Source organism: Brucella sp. JSBI001, assembly GCF_026014005.1.
Lineage (GTDB): Bacteria > Pseudomonadota > Alphaproteobacteria > Rhizobiales > Rhizobiaceae > Brucella > Brucella anthropi.
This window is the reverse complement of record NZ_CP110339.1, coordinates 3,494,973-3,519,469: the sequence shown is the minus strand read 5'-3', so window position 1 is coordinate 3,519,469 and position 24,497 is coordinate 3,494,973. Positions and strand designations below refer to the sequence as shown.

Below are 24,497 nucleotides of genomic sequence, written 5' to 3'. Positions count from 1 at the left end.
CATAGGGGTATAGCTCAGTTGGTAGAGCGACGGTCTCCAAAACCGTAGGTCGCGGGTTCGAGCCCTGCTGCCCCTGCCATTTTATAACGGGTGCTCATGGCTTGACTATGGGCGCCCGTTTTCTATATTATAAGTTAGGCGGCAATCTATGCCGCCTTACCTTTTCGACGGTGGCGCAGGCTTCGGCAAGGCGACGTCGTTGAAAATGATAATTCCCTGCGGGATTTGTTGGCCGGGTAGGGAAGGATCGCCGCCGCACGATTGGATGGTGCGCCGAGTGATATTCGCAAGGATCGGATTTCCGATAAGCCTGTATGGTATTCTTTTAACCTTTGGGCTTGTTTTTTTCGGGAATCGATTCTATGTAGCGTCAACAGACACGCGGCGCGTGGGGCTGAATTTTCAGCTTTGCGTGCCGTATACGCGTGACTTCAGGCTTCTGATTCGTTTCGACGGGTTGGGGTTTGGGGGGTAGCGCCGGATCAATGACAGAGCGGCAGATGGCATCCAAAACGAATCCGATCACCTTTTTTCAGCAGGTTCGCGCCGAAACGGCGAAGGTGACCTGGCCTACACGGCGTGAAACGGTCATCTCCACCATTATGGTGGTGATTATGGCGTTTCTGGCTGCCGCGTTCTTTTTTCTTGCCGACCAGCTTATGGCCTATGGCGTAGAATTTATTCTCGGCCTTGGTCGATAAGTTAGGATTGGGGAGTTTTTAGATGACGGCGCGCTGGTACATCGTTCACGCCTATTCCAATTTCGAAAAGAAGGTCGCCGAGGATATCGAAGCCAAGGCGAAGCAGAAGGGTCTGTCCGAGCTGATCGAGCAGATCGTTGTGCCGACCGAGAAGATCGTTGAAGTGCGCCGCGGCCGCAAGGTTGACGCAGAGCGCAAGTTCTTCCCGGGTTACGTGCTGGTTCGTGCAACCCTCACGGATGCCGTCTTCTCGCTTATCAAGAATACCCCGAAAGTCACTGGTTTCCTTGGCGATTCCAAGCCTGTTCCGGTTTCCCAGAAGGAAGTCGACCAGATTCTGAACCAGGTTCAGGATGGTGTCGAACGTCCAAAGACTTCGGTATCCTTCGAGATTGGCGAAAACGTTCGCGTTTCCGATGGTCCGTTCGCTTCGTTCAACGGCATCGTTCAGGAAGTCGACGAAGAACGTGCGCGTCTCAAGGTTGAGGTTTCCATCTTCGGGCGCGCAACGCCTGTGGATCTGGAATACGGTCAGGTCGACAAGCTCTGATCGTTTTGCCCGCAAGGGCATTCACCCTGACCGAATTTCGGGCGGGGTGAAATGGTGGAAGGGAAGGCGGCTTAGCCGGTCGTCGAGCTCCGAACCACCGAACTGCCCGCCAGTTCAGCTGGCGTCAGTCGAGAGCCGGAACTTCCGGCATTAATCGAGAAAGCCGGATTTTCCGGCAAATTAAAAAGGCAGAAAGCAATGGCTAAGAAAATTGCAGGCCAGCTTAAGCTCCAGGTAGCGGCAGGTGCGGCCAATCCGTCGCCCCCGATCGGTCCGGCCCTGGGTCAGCGCGGCATCAACATCATGGAATTCTGCAAGGCGTTCAACGCTGCCTCGCAGGAAATGGAAAAGGGTTCGCCGATTCCAGTCGTGATCACCTATTATCAGGACAAGTCTTTCACTTTTGTGATGAAGACCCCTCCGGTGACCTACTTCCTCAAGAAGGCCGCTAACCTCAAGTCCGGTTCGAAGACCCCGGGCAAGGCGAGCGCCGGCACGATCTCCCGCGACAAGGTTCGCACGATCGCTGAAGCGAAGATGAAGGATCTGAACGCCGCTGATATTGAAGCAGCGATGCGCATGATCGAAGGTTCTGCCCGTTCGATGGGCCTGGAAGTGGTGGGCTGAGACGATGGCGAAGATTTCCAAGCGCATTAACAAGATCCGTGAAGGCGTCGATCGCAACAAGCTGTACGATCTGTCGGCTGCTATCGGCCTCGTCAAGGAACGTGCTGTCGCCAAGTTCGATGAAACCATCGAAATCGCGATGAACCTCGGCGTCGATCCGCGCCACGCTGACCAGATGGTCCGCGGCGTTGTCAACCTGCCGAATGGCACGGGCCGTACGGTTCGCGTTGCTGTTTTCGCTCGCGGCGACAAGGCTGAAGAAGCCAAGAAGGCTGGCGCCGACATCGTCGGTGCGGAAGAACTGTTCGAAATCGTCAATGGCGGCAAGATCGACTTCGATCGCTGCATTGCAACCCCGGACATGATGCCGCTCGTTGGCCGTCTTGGTAAGGTTCTCGGCCCGCGTGGCATGATGCCGAACCCGAAGGTTGGCACCGTCACCACCGACGTTGCAGCCGCTGTTGCTGCTTCCAAGGGCGGTGCAGTCGAATTCCGCGTCGAGAAGGCTGGTATCATCCATGCCGGTATCGGCAAGGTTTCCTTCGACAATGCCAAGCTCGAAGAAAACATCAAGGCTTTCGCTGACGCCGTCATCAAGGCAAAGCCGTCGGCTGCCAAGGGTGAATACGTCAAGCGCGTATCGCTTTCCTCGACCATGGGCGTTGGCGTCAAGGTCGATCCGGCAACCGTCAAGGTCGTCGCCTAAGTTTTCATGGGCTCCGGTTCGCCGGAGTCCAAGCCTTTCCGGTTGGGGAGGCGTGGCTGCCAGCCAGTCCTGTAAAGCAGGGCGAAAGGCAAAAATTCCGGATCGCAAGATCCGGATAGCCGGACGAAAGTCCGGTTATCCTGTCCGAGATTGCAGGCGGATCATCATCTTCGGATGATTGTCCTTAAACATGTGGCCTGCATGAGACGTGGAATAACCCTGTTTCGCGTGAATACGCATGCAAGGTTTGAACCGTAGTTGCCTTTGAGTGACGCCTGGCTTCCAGGATAGCTGAAGGGGACAGGATCCTCGAACGTCGGGCTGACTGTGAAGTTCGTCCGGCAAAGGCAACCGGCAGGGCCATGTGGTCCTGCCTACTGGAGAGAGACAGTGGATAGAGCGGAAAAACGCGAATTTGTCTCGTGGCTGAACGGCGCTTTTAAAGAGTCCGGTTCGGTCGTCGTGGCCCACTATACCGGTCTCACCGTTGCGCAGATGAGCGATCTTCGCTCGAAGATGCGTGATGCAGGTGGGTCCGTTAAAGTCGCGAAAAACCGCCTTGCCAAGATCGCTCTTCAGGGCACGGAATCGGAAGGCATTTCTGATCTGTTTACAGGTCAGACGGTTGTTGCTTATGCAAACGACCCGATTGCTGCTCCGAAAGTAGCCGTCGAATTCGCCAAGGCTAACGACAAGCTCGTTATCCTCGGTGGTGCAATGGGTGCAACGACGCTTAACGCCGATGGCGTCAAGTCGCTTGCTTCGCTCCCATCGCTCGACGAACTGCGCGCAAAGCTGGTTGGAATGATCCAGACCCCGGCTCAGCGTCTCGCAGTACTTACCAGCGCACCAGCGGGCCAGATCGCTCGCGTTATTGGCGCGCACGCCCGGAAGAACGAGGCGGCGTAAGGCCGTTTTTCGCTGTCAATTGTTCAAACCTTGAAACTAAGGAAATACCAAAATGGCTGATCTCGCAAAGATCGTTGACGACCTGTCGGCACTGACCGTTCTCGAAGCTGCAGAGCTTTCGAAGCTTCTCGAAGAGAAGTGGGGCGTTTCGGCTGCTGCTCCTGTTGCAGTTGCTGCTGCTGGTGGCGCTGCTCCGGCTGCTGCTGCTGAAGAAAAGACCGAATTCGACGTCGTTCTCGCTGACGGCGGCGCTAACAAGATCAACGTGATCAAGGAAGTGCGCGCAATCACCGGTCTCGGCCTCAAGGAAGCCAAGGACCTGGTCGAAGGCGCTCCTAAGGCTGTCAAGGAAGGCGCTTCGAAGGACGAAGCTGAGAAGATCAAGGCACAGCTCGAAGCTGCTGGCGCCAAGGTCGAACTCAAGTAAGTTCGGACTATTCTGGCGGATGGTTTTCCATCCGCCAGTTCCCGCCGGACTTTCCTGGTGGGTCGGATGACTGGAACCCTTTTCCTGAGTGCCGGAACGGCTTTCAGGAAACGGGTTTTAGCCCGTTAAGAGCGCCGCGTGCCGGTAACGATGCGGAAGGCAGCTCTGGAAAGTTTGCACATGATCCTTTTCGATCCATCCGATCTGAAGGGGCCGATCTGAAGGACCATGTGCTCGAAGGACCGCCGAAGGGCGGCGCATGATAAAGGCCGCAAGGCGTGAGCAAGCCGCAAGGCTATAGAACGAGGAGCGACGATGGCTCAGACCCATTCATTCAATGGTCGCAAGCGCGTACGCAAATTTTTCGGCAAGATCCCAGAGGTCGCCGAGATGCCGAACCTTATCGAGGTTCAGAAGGCATCTTACGACCAGTTCCTTATGGTTGAAGAACCATCCGGTGGGCGTTCTGACGAGGGTTTGCAGGCGGTTTTCAAGTCTGTTTTCCCAATTCAGGATTTCTCCGGCGCTTCAATGCTCGAATTCGTTCGCTACGAATTCGACGCACCAAAATTCGACGTTGACGAATGCCGTCAGCGCGATCTGACGTATTCGGCGCCACTCAAGGTGACGCTGCGTCTTATCGTGTTCGATATTGACGAAGATACCGGCGCGAAGTCGATCAAGGACATCAAGGAGCAGGATGTCTACATGGGCGATATGCCGCTCATGACCGACAACGGCACCTTCATCGTCAATGGCACAGAGCGCGTGATCGTTTCGCAGATGCACCGTTCGCCGGGCGTCTTCTTCGACCACGACAAGGGCAAGACCCATTCTTCGGGCAAGCTCCTGTTCGCCGCGCGCGTCATCCCTTACCGCGGTTCCTGGCTCGATATCGAGTTCGATTCCAAGGACATCGTCTACGCACGTATCGACCGCCGCCGCAAGCTGCCGGCCACCACGCTGCTGATGGCTCTCGGCATGGACGGCGAAGACATTCTGTCGACGTTCTACAAGACTGTCACCTATACGCGTGACGGCGACAACTGGCGCATTCCGTATTCGGCTGACCGCTTCAAGGGCATGAAGATCATCTCCGATCTCATCGATGCGGACACCGGTGAAGTCGTTCTTGAAGCCGGCAAGAAGCTGACCGCCCGTTCGGCCAAGCAGCTTGCTGAAAAGGGCCTCAAGGCCATCAAGGCGACGGAAGACGATCTGTTCGGTTCGTATCTTGCGGAAGATGTCGTCAATTACGCAACCGGCGAGATTTATCTCGAAGCTGGTGACGAAATCGACGAGAAGGTCCTCAAGACTCTGATCGACACCGGCGAGACGGAAATCAACGTCCTCGACATCGATCATATCAACATCGGTGGCTACATCCGCAACACGCTGGCTGTCGACAAGAACGAAAGCCGTCAGGAAGCCCTGTTCGACATCTATCGCGTCATGCGTCCGGGCGAACCGCCTACGATGGATTCCGCCGAAGCGATGTTCAACTCGCTGTTCTTCGACGCTGAGCGCTACGACCTTTCGGCCGTTGGTCGCGTCAAGATGAACATGCGTCTGGATCTCGACGCGGAAGACACCGTGCGCGTTCTGCGCAAGGAAGACATCCTGGCCGTGGTCAAGATGCTGGTGGAACTGCGCGACGGTCGCGGCGAAATCGACGACATCGACAATCTCGGCAACCGCCGTGTGCGTTCGGTCGGCGAACTGATGGAAAATCAGTATCGCGTCGGTCTGCTCCGTATGGAGCGCGCGATCAAGGAACGTATGTCCTCGATCGAAATCGACACGGTCATGCCGCAGGATCTGATCAACGCGAAGCCGGCTGCTGCAGCCGTGCGCGAGTTCTTCGGTTCCTCGCAGCTGTCGCAGTTCATGGATCAGACCAACCCGCTTTCGGAAATCACCCACAAGCGCCGTCTCTCGGCTCTTGGACCGGGCGGTCTGACCCGCGAGCGCGCTGGCTTCGAAGTCCGCGACGTGCATCCGACCCACTATGGCCGTATCTGCCCGATTGAAACGCCGGAAGGCCCGAATATCGGTCTGATCAACTCGCTTGCAACTTTTGCCCGCGTCAACAAGTACGGCTTCATCGAAAGCCCGTACCGCAAGGTTGTCGACGGCAAGGTAACGAACGACGTTGTCTATCTGTCGGCGATGGAAGAAGCCAAGCACTCGGTTGCGCAGGCTAACGTCGAGCTGGACGAGCGGGGCGGTTTCGTTGACGAATTCGTCATCTGCCGTCATGCAGGCGAAGTGATGATGGCTCCGCGTGAAAACGTGGATCTGATGGACGTGTCGCCGAAGCAGCTCGTTTCGGTTGCTGCGGCTCTCATCCCGTTCCTTGAAAACGACGACGCCAACCGCGCTCTCATGGGCTCGAACATGCAGCGTCAGGCTGTGCCGCTCGTTCGCGCTGAAGCGCCGTTCGTCGGTACGGGCATGGAAGCTGTCGTTGCGCGTGACTCCGGTGCCGCTATTGCAGCACGCCGTGGCGGTGTGGTCGATCAGGTTGACGCAACGCGTATCGTTATCCGTGCGACTGAAGATCTCGATCCGTCCAAGTCGGGCGTCGATATCTATCGCCTGATGAAGTTCCAGCGTTCGAACCAGAACACCTGCATCAATCAGCGTCCGCTCGTACGCGTTGGCGATCCCATCCAGAAGGGTGACATCATCGCTGACGGTCCGTCGACGGATCTGGGCGATCTGGCTCTCGGCCGTAACGTGCTCGTCGCGTTCATGCCGTGGAACGGCTACAACTACGAAGATTCGATCCTTCTTTCCGAGAAGATCGTTTCGGACGACGTGTTCACTTCGATCCATATCGAGGAATTCGAAGTAGCTGCCCGCGACACCAAGCTTGGACCTGAGGAAATCACTCGCGACATTCCGAACGTTTCGGAAGAAGCGCTGAAGAATCTCGACGAAGCCGGTATCGTGTACATCGGTGCCGAAGTGCATCCTGGCGACATTCTTGTCGGCAAGATCACGCCGAAGGGTGAAAGCCCGATGACGCCGGAAGAGAAGCTCCTGCGCGCCATCTTCGGTGAAAAGGCATCGGACGTCCGTGACACCTCCATGCGTATGCCGCCCGGAACCTACGGTACGGTTGTGGAAGTTCGCGTTTTCAATCGCCACGGCGTTGAAAAGGACGAACGCGCCATGGCTATCGAACGCGAGGAAATCGAGCGTCTCGCCAAGGACCGTGACGACGAACAGGCTATCCTGGATCGCAACGTCTATGGCCGTCTTGCCGACATGATCGATGGCAAGGTCGCTGCAGCGGGTCCGAAGGGCTTCAAGAAGGGCTCGACGATCACCCGTGAACTGATGACCGAATATCCGCGGTCGCAGTGGTGGCAGTTTGCTGTCGACGACGAGAAGCTCCAGGGCGAACTCGAAGCTCTGCGTGGCCAGTATGACGAATCCAAGAAGCTGCTCGAAGCACGCTTCATGGACAAGGTCGAGAAGGTACAGCGTGGCGACGAGATGCCTCCAGGCGTCATGAAGATGGTCAAGGTCTTTGTCGCTGTGAAGCGCAAGATCCAGCCAGGCGACAAGATGGCTGGCCGTCACGGCAACAAGGGTGTGGTTTCCCGCATTCTGCCAGTCGAGGACATGCCGTTCCTCGAAGACGGTACGCATGCCGACATCGTGTTGAACCCGCTTGGCGTTCCGAGCCGTATGAATGTGGGCCAGATTCTGGAAACCCACCTCGGCTGGGCATGCGCTGGCATGGGCAAGAAGATCGGTGAACTCATCGACGTTTATCGCAAGACGGCCAATATCGAGCCGCTGCGCGATACACTGGAGCACATCTATCCGGACAACGACCGCAACGAACCGGTCCGGTCTTATGACGACGATTCCGTCCTCATGCTGGCCAACCAGGTGAAGCGCGGCGTGTCGATCGCAACGCCGGTCTTCGACGGTGCGGTGGAAGCCGACATCAACGCGATGCTGACGGATGCGGGTCTTGCAACGTCTGGTCAGTCGACGCTTTACGATGGCCGTACGGGTGAGCCGTTCGACCGTCAGGTGACCATGGGCTACATCTATATGTTGAAGCTCCACCACCTGGTCGACGACAAGATCCACGCTCGTTCGATCGGACCTTACTCGCTCGTTACGCAGCAGCCTCTGGGCGGCAAGGCCCAGTTCGGTGGCCAGCGCTTCGGCGAAATGGAGGTCTGGGCTCTGGAAGCATACGGTGCGGCTTACACGCTGCAGGAAATGCTGACCGTCAAGTCGGACGACGTGGCAGGCCGTACCAAGGTCTACGAAGCGATCGTGCGCGGCGACGATACGTTCGAAGCAGGCATTCCGGAGAGCTTCAACGTTCTCGTAAAGGAAATGCGTTCGCTCGGTCTCAATGTCGAGCTGGACGATACACGCGACGAACAGCAGCAGGCCCTGCCTGACGCAGCGGAATAAAGCTCAAGGGCGCGCCACGGTATTGCCGCGGCGCGCCCGTATAATCGTTTCCAGAATATGCGGAACACGGTTCCGCACCGGAAACGAAACTACGGCAAGCCAGTTCATAACTGCGTAGTACCGCGATTTCTTTTCAGGATGGCAAGGATTTTCAGCTTGTCATCGACGACACAGGGCGACGGATCGCCCTCAAGGAGAACGGCATGAACCAAGAGGTCATGAATCTTTTCAATCCTCAGGCTCCGGCACAGACGTTCGATTCCATCAGAATCTCGATTGCCAGCCCTGAGAAGATTCTGTCCTGGTCATACGGCGAGATCAAGAAGCCGGAGACGATCAACTACCGCACGTTCAAGCCTGAACGCGATGGTCTCTTCTGCGCGCGCATCTTTGGCCCGATCAAGGACTATGAATGCTTGTGCGGCAAGTACAAGCGTATGAAATACAAGGGCATCATCTGCGAAAAGTGCGGCGTGGAAGTCACGCTCTCGCGCGTTCGTCGCGAGCGCATGGGCCACATCGAACTCGCAGCCCCGGTTGCCCACATCTGGTTCCTGAAGTCGCTGCCGAGCCGTATCGGCACGCTCCTGGACATGACGCTCAAGGATATCGAGCGCGTCCTGTACTTCGAGAACTACATTGTTACCGAACCGGGCCTGACCTCGCTGAAGGAGCATCAGCTTCTTTCGGAAGAGGAATACATGATCGCCGTCGACGAGTTCGGCGAAGATCAGTTCACGGCTCTCATTGGTGCTGAAGCTATCTACGAGCTTCTGGCTTCGATGGAACTCGAAAAGATTGCCGCCGATCTGCGCGTTGATCTTGCCGAGACCACCTCGGACCTGAAGCAGAAGAAGCTGATGAAGCGTCTGAAGATCGTCGAAAACTTCCTGGAGTCGGGAAACCGCCCGGAATGGATGATCATGAAGATCGTTCCGGTTATTCCGCCGGATCTGCGTCCGCTCGTGCCGCTGGATGGCGGTCGTTTCGCGACGTCGGATCTGAACGATCTCTATCGCCGCGTCATCAACCGTAACAACCGTCTGAAGCGCCTGATCGAACTGCGCGCACCGGGCATCATCATCCGTAACGAAAAGCGCATGCTGCAGGAAGCTGTGGACGCGCTGTTCGATAACGGCCGTCGTGGTCGCGTCATCACCGGTGCTAACAAGCGTCCGTTGAAGTCGCTGTCCGACATGCTCAAGGGCAAGCAGGGTCGCTTCCGTCAGAACCTGCTCGGCAAGCGCGTCGACTATTCCGGTCGTTCGGTCATCGTGACCGGTCCGGAACTCAAGCTGCACCAGTGCGGCCTGCCGAAGAAGATGGCGCTCGAACTGTTCAAGCCATTCATCTACGCACGTCTTGACGCCAAGGGTTACTCCTCGACCGTCAAGCAGGCGAAGAAGCTGGTTGAAAAGGAACGTCCGGAAGTCTGGGATATCCTCGACGAAGTGATCCGTGAGCATCCGGTTCTTCTGAACCGCGCGCCTACGCTGCACCGTCTTGGTATCCAGGCCTTCGAACCCACGCTGATCGAAGGCAAGGCTATCCAGCTGCATCCGCTCGTTTGTACGGCGTTCAACGCCGACTTCGACGGTGACCAGATGGCTGTTCACGTTCCGCTGTCGCTCGAAGCCCAGCTTGAAGCACGCGTGCTGATGATGTCGACCAACAACATCCTGCACCCTGCCAACGGCGCACCGATCATCGTTCCTTCGCAGGACATGGTTCTCGGCCTCTATTATCTGTCCATCGTGGCAGACAAGGAGCCGGGCGAGGGCATGATGTTCGCCGATATGGGCGAGCTGCAGCATGCGCTTGAGAACAAGGTCGTCACGCTGCACACCAAGATCAAGGGCCGTTTCAAGACGGTCGATGCCGAAGGCAAGCCTGTGTCGAAGATCTACGACACGACGCCTGGCCGCATGATCACCGGTGAGCTGCTGCCGAAGAACGTCAACGTGCCTTTCGATATCTGCAATCAGGAGATGACCAAGAAGAACATCTCCAAGATGATCGATCACGTCTACCGCCATTGCGGTCAGAAAGAGACGGTTATCTTCTGCGATCGCATCATGCAGCTCGGCTTCGCGCATGCCTGCCGTGCAGGCATTTCCTTCGGCAAGGATGACATGGTCATTCCGGATACGAAGGCGAAGATCGTTGCCGACACCGAAGCGCTTACGACCGAGTACGAACAGCAGTACAATGACGGCCTGATCACTCAGGGCGAAAAGTACAACAAGGTCGTCGACGCCTGGGGCAAGGCTACCGACAAGATCACCGAAGAGATGATGGCGCGCCTGAAGGCCGTCGAATTCGATCCGGTGACCGGTCGCCAGAAGCAGATGAACTCGGTCTACATGATGTCGCATTCGGGTGCCCGTGGTTCGGTCAACCAGATGCGTCAGCTGGGCGGCATGCGTGGCCTTATGGCCAAGCCGTCGGGTGAAATCATCGAAACCCCGATAATCTCGAACTTCAAGGAAGGCCTGACCGTTAACGAGTACTTCAACTCGACCCACGGTGCCCGTAAGGGTCTGGCAGACACCGCCTTGAAGACTGCTAACTCGGGCTACCTGACCCGTCGTCTCGTTGACGTTGCACAGGATGCGATCATTTCGGAAGTCGATTGCGGCGCCGAAATCGGTCTCACCATGCAGCCGATCGTCGATGCCGGCCAGATCGTGGCTTCGATTGGCCAGCGCGTTCTGGGCCGCACGGCTCTCGATCCGATCCTGCATCCGACCACCGGCGAAGTCATCGTCGAGGCTGGCCGCATGATCGAGGAAAAGGACGTCGAGATCATCGAGAAGGCTGCCATCCAGTCGATCCGCATCCGCTCGGCCCTGACCTGCGAAACCCGCAACGGCGTTTGCGCCAAGTGCTATGGTCGCGACCTTGCACGCGGTACTCCGGTCAACCAGGGCGAAGCTGTCGGCGTTATCGCCGCTCAGTCGATCGGCGAGCCGGGCACTCAGCTCACCATGCGTACCTTCCACCTTGGCGGTACTGCACAGGTTGTTGACAGCTCGTATCTCGAAGCTTCGTACGAAGGCACCGTCAAGCTGCGTAACCGCAATGTGGTTCGCAACTCCGATGGCAACCTCGTGGTGATGGGCCGTAACATGGCTGTGCTGATCCTCGACAATACGGGCAAGGAACGTGCGGTCCATCGCGTGACCTACGGTTCGCGTCTGTTCGTTGATGAGGCCGACACGGTTAAGCGCGGTCAGCGTATTGCCGAGTGGGATCCGTACACCCGTCCGATCATGACCGAAGTTGAAGGCTACGTTGAGTTCGAAGATCTCGTCGATGGTCTCTCGGTTTCGGAATCGGCTGACGAGTCGACCGGTATCACCAAGCGCGTCGTTATCGACTGGCGTTCTACCCCTCGCGGTTCGGACCTCAAGCCTGCCATGGTCATCAAGGACAAGGCCGGCAAGATCCTGAAACTGTCGAAGGGTGGCGATGCCCGCTTCATGCTCTCCGTGGAATCGATCCTTTCGGTCGAGCCGGGCGCGCATGTTAAGGCTGGTGACGTTATCGCCCGTCTGCCGATGGAAAGCGCCAAGACCAAGGACATCACCGGTGGTCTGCCGCGCGTTGCGGAACTGTTCGAAGCACGTCGTCCGAAGGACCATGCCGTCATCGCCGAGATCGATGGTACCGTTCGTTTCGGTCGCGACTACAAGAACAAGCGTCGCATCATCATCGAGCCGAACGACGACACGATCGAGCCGGTCGAGTACCTCATTCCGAAGGGCAAGCCGTTCCATCTTCAGGACGGTGACGTCATCGAAAAGGGTGAGTACATCCTCGACGGCAACCCGGCACCGCATGACATTCTGGCGATCAAGGGCGTCGAAGCTCTGGCTTCGTACCTCGTGAACGAAATCCAGGAAGTCTATCGTTTGCAGGGCGTTTTGATCAACGACAAGCACATCGAAGTGATTGTCCGTCAGATGCTGCAGAAGGTGGAAATCACGGAATCCGGCGATACCGGTTACATTCCGGGCGACCACGTCGACCGCATCGAGCTGGAAGAGATCAACGAACGTCTTATCGAAGAAGGCAAGAAGCCGGGTTCCGGCAATCCTGTCCTCCTCGGTATTACCAAGGCTTCGCTGCAGACGCCTTCGTTCATCTCGGCTGCGTCGTTCCAGGAGACGACCCGCGTGCTTACCGAAGCTGCGGTTGCCGGCAAGATGGACACGCTGCAGGGTCTCAAGGAAAACGTCATCGTCGGCCGTCTCATTCCGGCCGGTACTGGCGGCATGACCAACCAGATCCGTCGCATCGCAACTGCACGCGACGAGCTGATCATCGATGAGCGCCGCAAGTCTTCGGGTTCTACCGAAGCCAATGCAATGCTGGTCGATATGACCAACAACGCTGCCGAGTAAGATCGACAGATATGAAACTGAAAAAGGCCGCCTTTCGAGGCGGCCTTTTTGTATTTCGATATTTCCTGCAAAAGCGGGTGCGGCTTGATGCTGGATAAAAAAATGCCGGTCGGAACCGGCACTTTCTTCTGATGCTTATTCTTCTTCTTCGTCGTCGCCGTCGAATTCGATCAGCGCGACTTCGCCGCTGAGCGCGGTGGCCCAGGCACTCTTGTGCGGCTCTTCTTCCGGTTCTTCGGTCAGCGTGCCCATCTCGAGAAGCTCGGCTTCATGGTAGCCTTCTTCGGCAAGAATGCTGAGGACCGTCTGGACGAGATCTTCATTCTCGTCTGATTTCAAAAGCAGGTGCACTTCTACCGGAGATTCTTCACCTTCATTCCAGACGTCAGCGATGACGAGATGGACGGTTGGCGAATCGTCGCCGGCTGTTGGGGATGTGGAAGACATTGAGAAACCCTTAATATTCTGTTGCGTTTCGACTCAGATGTGCTTCAATAACCTTTACCAAGTGGCTGCGCCATGCTTGCATAGGAAAATGACGGTTTTGATCGCGAAATATTAGCGAATAGACGTCAAATGCGGCGCAATAACCTGTCCGGGCGAAGCCAAAACGCTGGTTTCGGACCGTCCATTGAAGAAACTTGAGCCGCTGCCCTTGACGAAACGTCGCTAAAGACGTATCAGCACCCCATCTGAGCCGATGTGAGACAAGCTTTTTCGGGGCAACGCGCCCTGAAGTTCATCTCAAACAGGGTTCGTTTTACGATCGAAATGCAACTTGCCGTTCGCATGAAGCGTCAGCTTCCTCTGCTTTTGTTCGGGGTGGTCACCGGTTGTCGTGACTTGTCCCGAATTCGTGCATCAGCATGGCGGTGAAACGGCCCGTATGGGCGTGGATACGAGATTTTTTATAGAGGAAGGTTGTATGCCAACCGTAAACCAGCTTATCCGCAAGCCGCGCATTGCGCCGGTAAAGCGTAATAAGGTTCCTGCACTGCAGGCAAACCCTCAGAAGCGCGGCGTTTGCACCCGCGTTTACACGACGACCCCGAAGAAGCCGAACTCGGCTCTCCGTAAGGTTGCCAAGGTTCGTCTGACGAACGGCTTCGAAGTCATTGGTTATATCCCTGGTGAAGGGCATAACCTGCAGGAGCACTCCGTCGTCATGATCCGCGGCGGTCGTGTAAAGGACTTGCCGGGTGTGCGTTACCACATCATCCGCGGTGTTCTCGATACCCAGGGTGTCAAGAACCGCAAGCAGCGCCGTTCGAAGTACGGTGCAAAGCGTCCGAAGTAAGATTTTCCGGGGATACCGGCCGCCAGAAGGCGAGCTGAGCCCGATGTAATTGAAAGAAGAGACGAAATGTCCAGACGCCATAAGGCTGAGAAGCGTGAGATCAATCCGGATCCGAAGTTCGGCGATCTCGTTATCACGAAGTTCATGAATGCAGTCATGCTTCATGGCAAGAAGTCGGTTGCTGAAAGCATCGTTTACGGTGCGCTCGATGTAATCGAAGCCAAGGCCAAGTCCGAGCCGGTCGCGCTGTTCCATCAGGCGCTCGACAATGTAGCTCCGCACATCGAAGTCCGTTCGCGCCGCGTTGGTGGTGCAACCTATCAGGTTCCGGTTGATGTGCGTCCAGAACGCCGCCAGGCACTTGCCATCCGTTGGCTCATCAATGCTGCTCGTGGCCGTAACGAGACGACGATGATCGATCGTCTTTCCGGTGAGCTGCTTGACGCTGCTAACAACCGTGGTTCTGCTGTGAAGAAGCGTGAAGACACGCACCGCATGGCTGAAGCCAACCGCGCCTTCTCGCATTACCGCTGGTAATCGTCGAAACCTATTCAAAGAGCGACTATCATGGCCCGCGAATATAAAATCGAAGACTACCGCAATTTCGGTATCATGGCTCACATCGACGCCGGTAAGACGACGATGACCGAGCGCATTCTGTTCTATACCGGTAAGAACCATAAGATCGGCGAAACCCACGATGGTGCGTCGACCATGGACTGGATGGAGCAGGAGCAGGAACGCGGTATCACCATCACGTCCGCTGCCACGACCACGTTCTGGCAGGGTCAGGATGGCAAGAAGCGCCGCTTCAACATCATCGACACGCCGGGCCACGTTGACTTCACGATTGAAGTTGAACGTTCGCTCCGCGTTCTCGACGGCGCAATTGCACTGCTCGACGCCAACGCTGGCGTTGAGCCTCAGACCGAAACCGTGTGGCGTCAGGCTGAAAAGTACCACGTCCCGCGTATGGTCTTCGTCAACAAGATGGACAAGATCGGTGCCGATTTCTACCGTTGCGTAGAAATGGTCGGTTCGCGTCTTGGCGCAGTAGCACTTCCGGTTCAGCTGCCGATCGGCGCTGAAAACGAGTTCGAAGGCGTCATCGACCTGATCGAAATGAAGGCGCTGACCTGGGATGGCACGATCGGCGCAGCTGCGACCGTTGGTGAAATTCCTGAGCATCTCAAGGATCAGGCTGAAGAATACCGCGAAAAGCTCATCGAGCTGGCTGTGGAAATCGACGAAGCTGCCATGGAAGCTTACCTCGAAGGCACGATGCCTACGAACGAACAGCTCCGTGCGCTGATCCGTAAGGGCACCATCGAGGTCAAGTTCCACCCGATCCTTTGCGGTACCGCGTTCAAGAACCGTGGCGTTCAGCCGCTTCTGGACGCTGTTGTGGAATTCCTTCCGGCTCCGACCGACGTGCCAGCGATCAAGGGCATCGACGTCAAGACGGAAACCGAAACCACCCGTGAATCTTCGGATGAAGCACCGCTTTCGATGCTCGCATTCAAGATCATGAACGACCCGTTCGTTGGTTCGCTGACCTTCGCTCGTATCTACTCGGGCAAGCTGACCAAGGGCGTTTCGCTCGAAAACACCGTCAAGGGCAAGCGTGAGCGTATCGGCCGTATGTTGCAGATGCACTCCAACAGCCGTGAAGACATCGAAGAAGCCTTTGCAGGCGACATCGTTGCTCTGGCTGGCCTCAAGGAAACCACCACTGGCGATACGCTCTGCGATCCGCTGAAGCCGGTTATCCTCGAGCGCATGGAATTCCCGGATCCGGTTATCGAAATCGCTATCGAGCCGAAGACCAAGGCCGACCAGGAAAAGATGGGCATTGCGCTCAATCGTCTGGCTGCCGAAGATCCTTCTTTCCGCGTCAAGTCGGACGAAGAATCCGGTCAGACCATCATCGCCGGCATGGGCGAACTTCACCTCGACATTCTCGTCGATCGCATGAAGCGCGAATTCAAGGTTGAAGCCAACGTCGGTGCCCCGCAGGTTGCTTACCGTGAATCGATCACCCGTCAGGCTGAAATCGATTACACCCACAAGAAGCAGTCGGGTGGTTCGGGTCAGTTCGCTCGCGTTAAGATCATCTTCGAACCGCATGATGGCGACGATTTCATCTTCGAATCGAAGATCGTCGGCGGCTCGGTTCCGAAGGAATACATTCCGGGCGTCCAGAAGGGTATCGAAAGCGTCATGGGTGCAGGCCCGCTGGCTGGCTTCCCGATGCTCGGCGTGAAGGCCACCCTGATCGACGGCGCATACCATGACGTTGACTCGTCTGTTCTCGCCTTCGAAATCGCATCCCGTGCAGCGTTCCGTGAAGGTGCGCAGAAGGCAGGCGCTCAGCTCCTCGAGCCGATCATGAAGGTCGAGGTTGTCACGCCGGAAGATTACGTTGGTGACGTTATCGGCGATCTGAACTCGCGTCGCGGTCAGATTTCCGGCACCGAAGCCCGCGGCATCGCCACGGTCGTCAATGCAAATGTTCCACTCGCCAACATGTTTGGTTACGTGAACAACCTGCGTTCGATGTCCCAGGGCCGTGCACAGTACACGATGCAGTTCGACCATTATGAGCCGGTTCCGACGGCGGTCGCACAGGAAATCCAGAAGAAGTTTGCGTGACCTAAGGGTCACGCTCCCAATTAAAAGAATGCCTGAGCAGGCTAAATTTACGGAGAGCTCAAATGGCAAAGAGTAAGTTTGAACGTACGAAGCCCCACGTTAACATCGGCACGATTGGTCACGTTGACCATGGCAAGACGTCGCTGACTGCAGCGATCACGAAGTTTTTCGGCGAGTTCAAGGCGTATGACCAGATCGACGCCGCTCCTGAAGAGCGCGCCCGCGGCATCACGATCTCGACGGCACACGTCGAGTACGAAACGCCGAACCGTCACTATGCACACGTCGACTGCCCAGGTCACGCTGACTATGTGAAGAACATGATCACCGGTGCTGCCCAGATGGACGGCGCAATTCTGGTTGTTTCGGCCGCTGACGGCCCGATGCCGCAGACCCGTGAGCACATCCTGCTCGCTCGTCAGGTTGGCGTTCCGGCAATCGTCGTGTTCCTGAACAAGTGCGACCAGGTTGACGATGCAGAACTGCTCGAACTGGTTGAACTGGAAGTACGCGAACTTCTGTCGAAGTACGACTTCCCGGGCGACGAAGTTCCGATCATCAAGGGCTCGGCTCTTGCTGCTCTGGAAGATTCTTCGAAGGAACTGGGCGAAGACGCCGTTCGTTCGCTGATGGCCGCTGTTGACGACTACATTCCGACCCCGGAACGTCCGATCGACCAGCCGTTCCTGATGCCGATCGAAGACGTGTTCTCGATCTCGGGCCGTGGTACGGTTGTGACGGGTCGCGTTGAGCGCGGTATCGTCAAGGTTGGTGAAGAAGTTGAAATCGTCGGCATCAAGGCGACGGCGAAGACGACGGTTACCGGCGTTGAAATGTTCCGCAAGCTGCTCGATCAGGGCCAGGCTGGCGACAACATCGGCGCTCTGATCCGCGGCGTTGGCCGTGAAGACGTTGAACGCGGCCAGGTTCTCTGCAAGCCGGGTTCTGTGAAGCCGCACACCAAGTTCAAGGCAGAAGCCTACATTCTGACCAAGGACGAAGGTGGCCGTCATACGCCGTTCTTCACGAACTACCGTCCGCAGTTCTACTTCCGCACGACGGACGTGACCGGTGTTGTCACGCTGCCGGAAGGCACGGAAATGGTTATGCCTGGCGACAACGTCGCTATGGACGTCACCCTGATCGTGCCGATCGCCATGGAAGAGAAGCTCCGCTTCGCTATCCGTGAAGGCGGCCGCACCGTCGGTGCAGGCATCGTCTCCTCGATCATCGAGTAATGAAGGTTTGTGCAGGAACGCTCGCTTTGGAGCGAGCGTTCCCGCGTAACAAGGAACAGATGAAATGAACGGTCAAAACATCCGCATTCGCCTCAAGGCGTTTGATCATCGGATCCTTGACGCTTCGACGCGGGAAATCGTGTCGACTGCCAAGCGTACCGGTGCAAATGTGCGCGGACCGATCCCGCTTCCTACGCGGATCGAGAAGTTCACGGTTAACCGGTCGCCGCACATCGACAAGAAGAGCCGCGAGCAGTTCGAGATGCGCACGCACAAGCGTCTTCTCGATATCGTTGACCCGACCCCGCAGACGGTGGACGCGCTGATGAAGCTCGATCTGTCCGCCGGTGTCGATGTCGAGATCAAGCTTTAATCGGCTTGAGGACGGAAGGAACGAACCCGATGCGTTCAGGTGTTATTGCACAGAAGCTGGGCATGACCCGCGTCTATAACGACGCCGGCGAGCATGTGCCGGTGACGGTTCTCCGCATGGAGAATTGCCACGTGGTAGCTCAGCGTACAGTTGAAAAGAATGGTTACACGGCTGTTCAGCTTGGCGTTGGACTTGCCAAGGTAAAGAACACGTCCAAGGCTATGCGCGGTCATTTCGCGAAGGCCGAGGTCGAGCCAAAGGCGAAGGTCGCGGAATTCCGCGTTTCGCCGGACAACCTCCTCGAAGTCGGCGCTGAAATCACCGCCGAACACTTCGTCGCTGGCCAGAAGGTCGATGTGACGGGTACTTCGATTGGTAAGGGCTTTGCTGGTGTTATGAAGCGTCATAACTTCGCCGGTCATCGCGCTTCCCATGGTAACTCCATTACCCACCGCGCTCACGGCTCGACCGGTCAGCGTCAGGACCCGGGTAAGGTGTTCAAGGGCAAGAAGATGGCTGGTCACATGGGCCAGACCCGCGTAACCACGCAGAATATTGAAGTTGTCTCGACGGACAGCGATCGCGGCCTCATTCTGGTTCGCGGTGCGGTTCCTGGCTCCAAGGGCGCCTGGATCATCGTGCGCGATGCGGTAAAGGTCTCGCTGCCTGAGAACGCGCCGAAGCCGGCCGCTCTGCGTGCAGGTGCCGCGAAGGCTGAAGCTGTCGCGACTGAGGGAGCCGAATAATGGATCTCACGATTACCACTCTTGAAGGCAAGGATGCCGGCAAGGTCAAGCTGAACGAAGAAATCTTCGGCCTCGACCCGCGTGACGACATTCTTCAGCGCGTTGTGCGCTGGCAGCTGGCTCGCCGCCAGCAGGGCTCCCATAAGGCTCAGGGCCGTGGCGACGTAAGCCGCACCGGCGCAAAGATGTACAAGCAGAAGGGTACGGGTCGCGCTCGTCACCATTCGGCTCGCGCTCCGCAGTTCCGCGGTGGTGGTCAGGCTCACGGACCGGTTGTCCGTTCGCACGATCACGATCTGCCGAAGAAGGTTCGCGCTCTTGGCCTGCGTCATGCCCTGTCTGCAAAGGCAAAGGCATCTGACCTGATCATCATCGATGATCTGGCTGCAACGGAAGCCAAGACGAAGCAGCTTGTTTCGCAGTTCGCCAAGCTCGGTCTTGAAAATGCACTCGTCATCGGCGGTGCAGAGATCGACGTGAACTTCCAGCGCGCGGCTTCGAACATCCCGAACATCGACGTTCTGCCGGTGCAGGGCATCAATGTTTACGACATCCTTCGCCGCGGCAAGCTCGTTCTTTCCAAGGCGGCTGTCGAAGCCCTCGAGGAGCGTTTCAAATGACTGATCTTCGCCATTACGACGTGATCGTCAGCCCGGTTATCACCGAGAAGTCCACCATGGTTTCCGAACACAACCAGGTTGTCTTCAACGTAGCCCGCAAGGCAACGAAGCCGGAAATCAAGGCTGCAGTCGAAGCGCTGTTCGGCGTCAAGGTTACCGCAGTCAACACTGCAGTGCGCAAGGGTAAGGTTAAGCGGTTCCGCGGCCTTATCGGGCGCCAGAGCGACGTCAAGAAAGCGATCGTTACTTTGGCCGAAGGCCAGAGCATCGACGTTTCGACCGGTCTCTGAGAGGCCATGGAGTAAGAGACAATGGCACTCAAGCATTTTAATCCGATCACGCCAGGCCAGCGTCAGCTGGTCATCGTGGACCGTTCGGGACTCTACAAGGGCAAGCCGGTCAAGTCCCTGACCGAAGGTCTGTCCAAGAAGGGTGGCCGTAACAACACCGGTCGTATCACTGTTCGCTTTCAGGGCGGTGGTCACAAGCGTACGTACCGTTTCATCGATTTCAAGCGTCGCAAGCTTGACGTCGTCGGCACTGTCGAACGTCTGGAATACGATCCGAACCGCACCGCGTTCATCGCGCTGATCCGTTACGAAGACGGTGAACTGGCATACATCTTGGCTCCGCAGCGTCTGGCTGTTGGTGACAAGGTTGTTGCAGGCAACTCCGTTGACGTGAAGCCGGGCAACGCAATGCCGCTCGCTTCCATGCCGGTTGGTACGATCGTTCACAACGTCGAACTGAAGCCTGGCAAGGGCGGTCAGATCGCTCGTTCGGCTGGCACCTACGCTCAGCTGGTTGGTCGCGATCAGGGCATGGCCATTCTGCGCCTCAACTCCGGTGAACAGCGTCTGGTTCCAGGTGCCTGCTTCGCTTCGGTCGGTGCAGTGTCCAACCCGGACCACGGCAACATCAACGACGGTAAGGCCGGTCGTTCGGTGTGGCGTGGCAAGCGTCCGCACGTTCGCGGCGTTGCAATGAACCCGGTCGATCACCCGCATGGTGGTGGTGAAGGTCGTACCTCGGGTGGTCGTCACCCTGTCACTCCGTGGGGCAAGCCTACGAAGGGCAAGAAGACGCGCTCGAACAAGTCGACCGACAAGTTCATCATGCGTTCGCGCCATCAGCGCAAGAAGTAAGAGAGGTAGTCTGAAGTGGCTCGTTCAGTTTGGAAAGGTCCGTTCGTCGATGGCTATCTTCTCACGAAGGCTGAGAAGGTACGCGAAGGCGGTCGTAATGAAGTTATCAAGATGTGGAGCCGTCGCTCCACCATCCTGCCGCAGTTTGTCGGTCTGACTTTCGGCGTCTACAACGGCAACAAGCATGTGCCGGTGTCGATTTCGGAAGAAATGGTCGGACACAAGTTCGGTGAATTCGCGCCTACACGTACCTACTACGGTCACGGCGCGGACAAGAAGTCGAAGAGGAAGTAACGATGGGCAAGGCTAAAGCTCCCCGTCAGCTCAAGGACAACGAAGCGCAAGCTGTTGCCCGTACGCTGCGCGTCAGCCCGCAGAAGCTGAACCTTGTTGCGAGCATGATCCGCGGCAAGAAGGTGAATGCGGCTCTTGCCGATCTGACGTTCTCGCGCAAGCGGATCGCCGATACGGTTAAGAAGACGCTCCAGTCCGCAATTGCGAACGCAGAAAACAACCATGACCTCGACGTCGATTCTCTGATCGTCGCCGAAGCCTATGTAGGTAAGTCGATCGTCATGAAGCGCTTCCACGTCCGTGGCCGTGGCCGCGCGAGCCGTATCGAGAAGCCGTTTTCGCATCTCACCATTGTTGTCCGCGAAGTCGCGGAAAAAGGGGAGGCCGCATAATGGGTCAGAAGATTAATCCGATCGGTCTTCGTCTCGGCATCAACCGCACCTGGGATTCGCGTTGGTACGCGAATACCGGTGAGTACGGCAAGCTGCTGCATGAAGATGTCAAGATCCGCGAATTCCTCACCGAGGAACTGAAGCAGGCTGCGATCTCCAAGATCGTAATCGAGCGTCCGCACAAGAAGTGCCGCGTGACGATCCATTCGGCTCGTCCGGGCATCATCATCGGCAAGAAGGGTGCAGACATCGAAAAGCTCCGCAAGAAGCTTTCCGAGATGACCAATGCCGATACGTCGCTCAACATCGTTGAAGTTCGCAAGCCGGAAATCGACGCTACGCTGATCGCTCAATCGATCGCTCAGCAGCTCGAACGCCGTGTGGCATTCCGTCGCGCCATGAAGCGTGCCGTTCAGTCGGCAATGCGTCTTGGAGCCGAAGGTATCCGTATCAACTGCTCGGGTCGTCTGGGTGGCGCGGAAATCGCTCGCATGGAATGGTACCGTGAAGGTCGCGTTCCGCTTCATACGCTTCGCGCCGATATCGACTACGGCACGGCAGAAGCGAAGACCGCTTATGGTATCTGCGGCGTGAAGGTCTGGGTCTTCAAGGGCGAGATTCTTGAACACGATCCGATGGCTTCCGAGCGTCGTGCGGTCGAGGGTGACAATCAGGGTTCCTCGTCGAACCGCCGCCGCGAAAACGCTTAAAAAGCGGGCCGCGGGCGAGAAATTTGGAGTAGAGAACAATGATGCAGCCTAAGCGCACCAAGTTCCGCAAGCAGTTCAAGGGCCGTATTCACGGCAACTCGAAAGGCGGCACGGATCTGAATTTCGGTGCATTCGGTTTGAAGGCCGTTGAGCCGGAACGCGTCACTGCACGTCAGATCGAAGCGGCCCGCCGCGCGATCACCCGTCACATGAAGCGTGCCGGCCGCGTGTGGATCCGCATCTTCCCTGACCTGCCAGTTACGTCGAAGCCTACCGAAGTCCGTATGGGTAAAGGTAAGGGTTCGGTTGACTACTGGGCATGCCGTGTGGCACCAGGTCGCGTGATGTTTGAGCTTGACGGCGTACCCGAAGATGTGGCACGCGAAGCCCTCAGACTCGGCGCAGCAAAGTTGCCGATCAAGACGCGCTTTATCCAGCGCATTGCTGAATAAGAGAGAGGCAACTATGAAAGCCGCAGACGTTCGGGCGAAGAGCCTCGATCAACTGAATGACGAGCTGGGCACCCTGAAGAAAGAGCAGTTCAACCTGCGCTTTCAGAAGGCCACCGGCCAGCTCGAAAAAACCGCGCGCGTGAAGCAGGTTCGCCGCGACATCGCGCGTATTAAGACTATTGCCCGCCAGAAGGCGGCCGCAAGCAAGGCATAAGGAAAAATATAATGCCTAAACGCGTTCTGCAGGGCGTTGTCGTCAGCGACAAGAATGACAAGACTGTTGTGGTCAAGGTTGAGCGCCGCTATTCGCATCCGCTCCTCCAGAAGACCGTGCGTCAGTCTAAGAAGTACAAGGCGCATGACGAAAACAACCAGTTCAAGGTTGGCGATCTCGTTTCCATTCAGGAATCGGCTCCAATCTCGAAGGACAAACGCTGGGTCGTTCTCACGAACGAAGCAGCAGGCTAAATTATAAACACGCAGCTTAGGTAGGGCAGGAGCCCTTAACCAGCTGAGAGGAAAGAAGGCGGCCAGTCATGATTCAGATGCAAACAAACCTCGACGTGGCGGATAACTCCGGCGCACGTCGTGTCATGTGCATCAAGGTGCTGGGCGGCTCGAAGCGGCGTTACGCTTCCGTTGGCGACATCATTGTGGTGTCGATCAAGGAAGCTATTCCGCGCGGCCGCGTCAAAAAGGGTGATGTGATGAAGGCGGTTGTTGTACGCACCGCCAAGGACATCCGTCGTCCGGACGGCAGCGTTATTCGTTTCGATAACAATGCAGCCGTTCTCATCGATAACAAGAAAGAGCCGATCGGCACGCGTATCTTCGGACCGGTTCCGCGCGAACTTCGCGCAAAGAACCACATGAAGATCATCTCGCTGGCCCCGGAAGTTCTGTAAGGAAGCAAGACGATGCAGAAGATTCGCAAAGGCGACAGCGTTGTCGTGCTGTCCGGTAAGGACAAGGGCCGTAAAGGCGAAGTTCTCAAGGTTATGCCTAAGGACGAGCAGGCGCTCGTTCGCGGTATCAACGTTGTGAAGCGTCATCAGCGTCAGACCCAGACCCAGGAAGCCGGCATTATCTCCAAGGAAGCGCCGATCCAACTGTCCAACCTGGCAATTGCTGATCCCAAGGACGGTAAGCCGACCCGCGTCGGTTTCCGCGTCGAGGACGGCAAGAAGGTTCGTGTCGCAAAACGTTCTGGAGCGCTGATCGATGGCTGAAGCTAAGGCACTTCCCCGCTTCAAGAAGCTTTACAACGAAAACATTCGTAAGGCTCTGCTTGAAGAATTCAAATACGACAACGAGATGCAGATCCCACGCATCACCAAGGTTGTCCTCAACATGGGCGTTGGCGAAGCCACTGGCGACTCCAAGAAGCCGGCTGTAGCTGCTGAAGACCTTGGCTTGATTGCTGGTCAAAAGGCTGTTATCACCCGCGCCCGTAACTCGATCGCAACATTCAAGTTGCGTGAAGGCATGCCGATCGGCACGAAGGTCACCCTTCGCCAGGACCGCATGTACGAATTCCTTGATCGTTTCATCACGATCGCTCTTCCTCGCGTTCGCGACTTCCGCGGCCTGAACCCGAAGAGCTTTGACGGACGTGGCAACTATGCCATGGGTATCAAGGAGCACATCGTGTTTCCGGAAATCAACTACGATAAGGTTGATCAGATCTGGGGCATGGACATCATCGTTTGCACGACCGCCAAGACGGATGATGAAGCGCGCGCTCTTCTGCGTGCATTCAACTTCCCCTTCCGGCAGTAACGGCAAGCGTAGCGAGGTATAATA

General features: G+C 56.9%; 27 protein-coding genes and 1 tRNA gene. 27 read left to right on the top strand and 1 reads right to left on the bottom strand.

Annotation, left to right across the window (positions count from 1 at the left end; genetic code table 11):
- The first annotated feature begins 3 nt into the window (after positions 1 to 3).
- The 9 genes from LJ361_RS16690 (at position 4) to rpoC (ending at position 12,775) form a co-directional block, all read left to right on the top strand.
- Positions 4 to 79, top strand: a tRNA-Trp gene (locus LJ361_RS16690).
- 421 nt (positions 80 to 500) lie between these two features.
- The gene (gene secE / locus LJ361_RS16685) at positions 501 to 701 is read left to right on the top strand and encodes a preprotein translocase subunit SecE (RefSeq protein WP_002964376.1); all 201 of its coding nucleotides are present in this window, start codon (positions 501 to 503) and stop codon (positions 699 to 701) included.
- A 22-nt stretch (positions 702 to 723) separates the two neighbouring features.
- Positions 724 to 1,251 carry a transcription termination/antitermination protein NusG gene (gene nusG, locus LJ361_RS16680; protein WP_006467043.1) on the top strand — a complete coding sequence of 176 codons (528 nt, stop codon included), beginning with the start codon at positions 724 to 726 and terminating at the stop codon, positions 1,249 to 1,251.
- 198 nt (positions 1,252 to 1,449) lie between these two features.
- On the top strand, positions 1,450 to 1,878 hold the full coding sequence (rplK, locus tag LJ361_RS16675) for a 50S ribosomal protein L11 (RefSeq protein WP_010659903.1): 429 nt from the start codon (positions 1,450 to 1,452) through the stop codon (positions 1,876 to 1,878).
- A gap of 4 nt (positions 1,879 to 1,882) precedes the next feature.
- A complete protein-coding gene (gene rplA / locus LJ361_RS16670; RefSeq protein ID WP_010659904.1) occupies positions 1,883 to 2,584 on the top strand; it encodes a 50S ribosomal protein L1 in 702 nt (233 codons plus the stop codon).
- Positions 2,585 to 2,974: 390 nt separating this feature from the next.
- Entirely contained in the window at positions 2,975 to 3,493 is a 519-nt protein-coding gene (rplJ, locus tag LJ361_RS16665) for a 50S ribosomal protein L10 (RefSeq protein ID WP_010659905.1), read from the top strand.
- A gap of 52 nt (positions 3,494 to 3,545) precedes the next feature.
- Entirely contained in the window at positions 3,546 to 3,920 is a 375-nt protein-coding gene (gene rplL / locus LJ361_RS16660; protein WP_010659906.1) for a 50S ribosomal protein L7/L12, read from the top strand.
- A 315-nt stretch (positions 3,921 to 4,235) separates the two neighbouring features.
- Entirely contained in the window at positions 4,236 to 8,369 is a 4,134-nt protein-coding gene (gene rpoB, locus LJ361_RS16655; RefSeq protein ID WP_010659907.1) for a DNA-directed RNA polymerase subunit beta, read from the top strand.
- Between the two features lie 203 nt (positions 8,370 to 8,572).
- Positions 8,573 to 12,775 (top strand): DNA-directed RNA polymerase subunit beta', encoded by a 4,203-nt coding sequence (gene rpoC / locus LJ361_RS16650; RefSeq protein WP_012091907.1) that lies wholly within the window; start codon positions 8,573 to 8,575, stop codon positions 12,773 to 12,775.
- 135 nt (positions 12,776 to 12,910) lie between these two features.
- On the opposite strand, the gene LJ361_RS16645 is transcribed toward rpoC, so the two are convergent.
- Complete coding sequence (locus LJ361_RS16645; protein ID WP_010659909.1) at positions 12,911 to 13,222, bottom strand: hypothetical protein; 312 nt, start codon at positions 13,220 to 13,222, stop codon at positions 12,911 to 12,913.
- Between the two features lie 478 nt (positions 13,223 to 13,700).
- On the opposite strand from LJ361_RS16645, the gene rpsL reads away from it, so the two are divergent.
- The 18 genes from rpsL (at position 13,701) to rplE (ending at position 24,473) form a co-directional block, all read left to right on the top strand.
- Positions 13,701 to 14,072, top strand: a complete 372-nt coding sequence (gene rpsL, locus LJ361_RS16640) for a 30S ribosomal protein S12 (RefSeq protein ID WP_006471111.1) — start codon at positions 13,701 to 13,703, stop codon at positions 14,070 to 14,072.
- Positions 14,073 to 14,138: 66 nt separating this feature from the next.
- Positions 14,139 to 14,609 (top strand): 30S ribosomal protein S7, encoded by a 471-nt coding sequence (gene rpsG, locus LJ361_RS16635; protein WP_010659910.1) that lies wholly within the window; start codon positions 14,139 to 14,141, stop codon positions 14,607 to 14,609.
- Between the two features lie 30 nt (positions 14,610 to 14,639).
- On the top strand, positions 14,640 to 16,724 hold the full coding sequence (fusA, locus tag LJ361_RS16630) for an elongation factor G (protein WP_010659911.1): 2,085 nt from the start codon (positions 14,640 to 14,642) through the stop codon (positions 16,722 to 16,724).
- A 62-nt stretch (positions 16,725 to 16,786) separates the two neighbouring features.
- On the top strand, positions 16,787 to 17,962 hold the full coding sequence (gene tuf / locus LJ361_RS16625) for an elongation factor Tu (protein ID WP_012091906.1): 1,176 nt from the start codon (positions 16,787 to 16,789) through the stop codon (positions 17,960 to 17,962).
- A gap of 64 nt (positions 17,963 to 18,026) precedes the next feature.
- Positions 18,027 to 18,335, top strand: a complete 309-nt coding sequence (rpsJ, locus tag LJ361_RS16620; RefSeq protein WP_002964363.1) for a 30S ribosomal protein S10 — start codon at positions 18,027 to 18,029, stop codon at positions 18,333 to 18,335.
- A gap of 29 nt (positions 18,336 to 18,364) precedes the next feature.
- Positions 18,365 to 19,081 carry a 50S ribosomal protein L3 gene (gene rplC, locus LJ361_RS16615; protein WP_012091910.1) on the top strand — a complete coding sequence of 239 codons (717 nt, stop codon included), beginning with the start codon at positions 18,365 to 18,367 and terminating at the stop codon, positions 19,079 to 19,081.
- Positions 19,081 to 19,701, top strand: coding sequence for a 50S ribosomal protein L4 (gene rplD / locus LJ361_RS16610; RefSeq protein ID WP_010659915.1), 621 nt, complete (start codon positions 19,081 to 19,083; stop codon positions 19,699 to 19,701). The genes rplC and rplD overlap by 1 nt, the downstream gene beginning before the upstream one ends.
- The gene (locus LJ361_RS16605) at positions 19,698 to 19,991 is read left to right on the top strand and encodes a 50S ribosomal protein L23 (protein ID WP_006467028.1); all 294 of its coding nucleotides are present in this window, start codon (positions 19,698 to 19,700) and stop codon (positions 19,989 to 19,991) included. The genes rplD and LJ361_RS16605 overlap by 4 nt, the downstream gene beginning before the upstream one ends.
- 21 nt (positions 19,992 to 20,012) lie before the next feature.
- Positions 20,013 to 20,846, top strand: a complete 834-nt coding sequence (rplB, locus tag LJ361_RS16600; protein ID WP_010659916.1) for a 50S ribosomal protein L2 — start codon at positions 20,013 to 20,015, stop codon at positions 20,844 to 20,846.
- Positions 20,847 to 20,861: 15 nt separating this feature from the next.
- Positions 20,862 to 21,140 carry a 30S ribosomal protein S19 gene (rpsS, locus tag LJ361_RS16595; RefSeq protein ID WP_010659917.1) on the top strand — a complete coding sequence of 93 codons (279 nt, stop codon included), beginning with the start codon at positions 20,862 to 20,864 and terminating at the stop codon, positions 21,138 to 21,140.
- Between the two features lie 2 nt (positions 21,141 to 21,142).
- Entirely contained in the window at positions 21,143 to 21,532 is a 390-nt protein-coding gene (rplV, locus tag LJ361_RS16590) for a 50S ribosomal protein L22 (protein WP_010659918.1), read from the top strand.
- Positions 21,532 to 22,242: a 30S ribosomal protein S3 gene (gene rpsC, locus LJ361_RS16585; protein ID WP_006467024.1), complete on the top strand. Its 711-nt coding sequence runs from the start codon at positions 21,532 to 21,534 to the stop codon at positions 22,240 to 22,242. The genes rplV and rpsC overlap by 1 nt, the downstream gene beginning before the upstream one ends.
- A gap of 38 nt (positions 22,243 to 22,280) precedes the next feature.
- Complete coding sequence (gene rplP, locus LJ361_RS16580; protein WP_006467023.1) at positions 22,281 to 22,694, top strand: 50S ribosomal protein L16; 414 nt, start codon at positions 22,281 to 22,283, stop codon at positions 22,692 to 22,694.
- Between the two features lie 13 nt (positions 22,695 to 22,707).
- Complete coding sequence (gene rpmC, locus LJ361_RS16575) at positions 22,708 to 22,908, top strand: 50S ribosomal protein L29 (RefSeq protein WP_006467022.1); 201 nt, start codon at positions 22,708 to 22,710, stop codon at positions 22,906 to 22,908.
- An 11-nt stretch (positions 22,909 to 22,919) separates the two neighbouring features.
- Positions 22,920 to 23,162 (top strand): 30S ribosomal protein S17, encoded by a 243-nt coding sequence (rpsQ, locus tag LJ361_RS16570; protein ID WP_010659919.1) that lies wholly within the window; start codon positions 22,920 to 22,922, stop codon positions 23,160 to 23,162.
- 68 nt (positions 23,163 to 23,230) lie between these two features.
- Entirely contained in the window at positions 23,231 to 23,599 is a 369-nt protein-coding gene (gene rplN / locus LJ361_RS16565; RefSeq protein ID WP_004683923.1) for a 50S ribosomal protein L14, read from the top strand.
- 12 nt (positions 23,600 to 23,611) lie between these two features.
- Positions 23,612 to 23,923: a 50S ribosomal protein L24 gene (rplX, locus tag LJ361_RS16560; RefSeq protein WP_264812062.1), complete on the top strand. Its 312-nt coding sequence runs from the start codon at positions 23,612 to 23,614 to the stop codon at positions 23,921 to 23,923.
- Positions 23,916 to 24,473 (top strand): 50S ribosomal protein L5, encoded by a 558-nt coding sequence (rplE, locus tag LJ361_RS16555; protein WP_010659921.1) that lies wholly within the window; start codon positions 23,916 to 23,918, stop codon positions 24,471 to 24,473. Before rplX ends, rplE begins: the two co-directional genes overlap by 8 nt.
- The last annotated feature ends 24 nt before the right edge of the window (positions 24,474 to 24,497 follow it).

What these genes read in the sequence shown, in the direction of transcription:
- rpoB (WP_010659907.1), top strand. Translation starts at nt 4,236, where the DNA reads ATGGCTCAGACCCATTCATTCAATGGTCGCAAGCGCGTACGCAAATTT.
- LJ361_RS16645 (WP_010659909.1), bottom strand. Translation starts at nt 13,222, where the DNA reads ATGTCTTCCACATCCCCAACAGCCGGCGACGATTCGCCAACCGTCCAT.
- rplD (WP_010659915.1), top strand. Translation starts at nt 19,081, where the DNA reads ATGGATCTCACGATTACCACTCTTGAAGGCAAGGATGCCGGCAAGGTC.
- rplV (WP_010659918.1), top strand. Translation starts at nt 21,143, where the DNA reads ATGGGCAAGGCTAAAGCTCCCCGTCAGCTCAAGGACAACGAAGCGCAA.
- rplA (WP_010659904.1), top strand. Translation starts at nt 1,883, where the DNA reads ATGGCGAAGATTTCCAAGCGCATTAACAAGATCCGTGAAGGCGTCGAT.
- LJ361_RS16605 (WP_006467028.1), top strand. Translation starts at nt 19,698, where the DNA reads ATGACTGATCTTCGCCATTACGACGTGATCGTCAGCCCGGTTATCACC.
- rpsQ (WP_010659919.1), top strand. Translation starts at nt 22,920, where the DNA reads ATGCCTAAACGCGTTCTGCAGGGCGTTGTCGTCAGCGACAAGAATGAC.
- rplE (WP_010659921.1), top strand. Translation starts at nt 23,916, where the DNA reads ATGGCTGAAGCTAAGGCACTTCCCCGCTTCAAGAAGCTTTACAACGAA.
- rpsL (WP_006471111.1), top strand. Translation starts at nt 13,701, where the DNA reads ATGCCAACCGTAAACCAGCTTATCCGCAAGCCGCGCATTGCGCCGGTA.
- rplL (WP_010659906.1), top strand. Translation starts at nt 3,546, where the DNA reads ATGGCTGATCTCGCAAAGATCGTTGACGACCTGTCGGCACTGACCGTT.
- rplN (WP_004683923.1), top strand. Translation starts at nt 23,231, where the DNA reads ATGATTCAGATGCAAACAAACCTCGACGTGGCGGATAACTCCGGCGCA.
- rpsJ (WP_002964363.1), top strand. Translation starts at nt 18,027, where the DNA reads ATGAACGGTCAAAACATCCGCATTCGCCTCAAGGCGTTTGATCATCGG.
- nusG (WP_006467043.1), top strand. Translation starts at nt 724, where the DNA reads ATGACGGCGCGCTGGTACATCGTTCACGCCTATTCCAATTTCGAAAAG.
- rplC (WP_012091910.1), top strand. Translation starts at nt 18,365, where the DNA reads ATGCGTTCAGGTGTTATTGCACAGAAGCTGGGCATGACCCGCGTCTAT.
- rpmC (WP_006467022.1), top strand. Translation starts at nt 22,708, where the DNA reads ATGAAAGCCGCAGACGTTCGGGCGAAGAGCCTCGATCAACTGAATGAC.
- rplX (WP_264812062.1), top strand. Translation starts at nt 23,612, where the DNA reads ATGCAGAAGATTCGCAAAGGCGACAGCGTTGTCGTGCTGTCCGGTAAG.
- rpoC (WP_012091907.1), top strand. Translation starts at nt 8,573, where the DNA reads ATGAACCAAGAGGTCATGAATCTTTTCAATCCTCAGGCTCCGGCACAG.
- rplB (WP_010659916.1), top strand. Translation starts at nt 20,013, where the DNA reads ATGGCACTCAAGCATTTTAATCCGATCACGCCAGGCCAGCGTCAGCTG.
- rpsC (WP_006467024.1), top strand. Translation starts at nt 21,532, where the DNA reads ATGGGTCAGAAGATTAATCCGATCGGTCTTCGTCTCGGCATCAACCGC.
- secE (WP_002964376.1), top strand. Translation starts at nt 501, where the DNA reads ATGGCATCCAAAACGAATCCGATCACCTTTTTTCAGCAGGTTCGCGCC.
- rplP (WP_006467023.1), top strand. Translation starts at nt 22,281, where the DNA reads ATGATGCAGCCTAAGCGCACCAAGTTCCGCAAGCAGTTCAAGGGCCGT.
- fusA (WP_010659911.1), top strand. Translation starts at nt 14,640, where the DNA reads ATGGCCCGCGAATATAAAATCGAAGACTACCGCAATTTCGGTATCATG.
- rpsG (WP_010659910.1), top strand. Translation starts at nt 14,139, where the DNA reads ATGTCCAGACGCCATAAGGCTGAGAAGCGTGAGATCAATCCGGATCCG.
- rplK (WP_010659903.1), top strand. Translation starts at nt 1,450, where the DNA reads ATGGCTAAGAAAATTGCAGGCCAGCTTAAGCTCCAGGTAGCGGCAGGT.
- tuf (WP_012091906.1), top strand. Translation starts at nt 16,787, where the DNA reads ATGGCAAAGAGTAAGTTTGAACGTACGAAGCCCCACGTTAACATCGGC.